Here is a 400-nt window from a genome sequence, read left to right as displayed (position 1 = left end):
AGCGCTTCTTCCGCTTTGAGATTTTTTCCCTCTTCATACATGCTCTTACAGACTGCTCTCATATCTGCAAAAACTTCATCTTTCATTATAAATGCCATGATTACTCACTCCTTCCTGCTAAAAAATTCAATATATCTTCTTTATTGGATGTTCCAAAATATGCCTCAAGCTTTATCCCCTGCAGGGCTTTTTCTATGGCGCTGTAAGAAAATTCAACGCCCTGCAGTCTCGCAGAGATTTCCCCAAAATCTTCCAGCCCCAAATAATCTCCGCTAAAAGAACAACTTTTGATTTCGCTACCCTTGATATTTCCATGAAAGGTCACTGTACCTACAGGAAATCTGCAGCTTGCCTCCATGGTACATATCGGATTCCTGCCGAAATTCCATTGTCTGTTTCC

1 protein-coding gene is annotated in these 400 nt (G+C 41.0%); it reads right to left on the bottom strand.

The genetic code is table 11. The annotated features are described in order from the left end of the window. Nucleotides 1-100: 100 nt before the first annotated feature. On the bottom strand, nucleotides 101-400 hold a 300-nt coding region (locus D1841_RS17975), incomplete at its 5' end, for a lipoate protein ligase C-terminal domain-containing protein (protein ID WP_305801097.1).

The organism is Neglectibacter sp. X4 (genome assembly GCF_009917365.1).
Taxonomy (GTDB): Bacteria; Bacillota; Clostridia; order Oscillospirales; family Acutalibacteraceae; genus Acutalibacter.
Note: the sequence above shows the minus strand (reverse complement) of the source record. Positions and strands in the feature narration are given on the sequence as shown.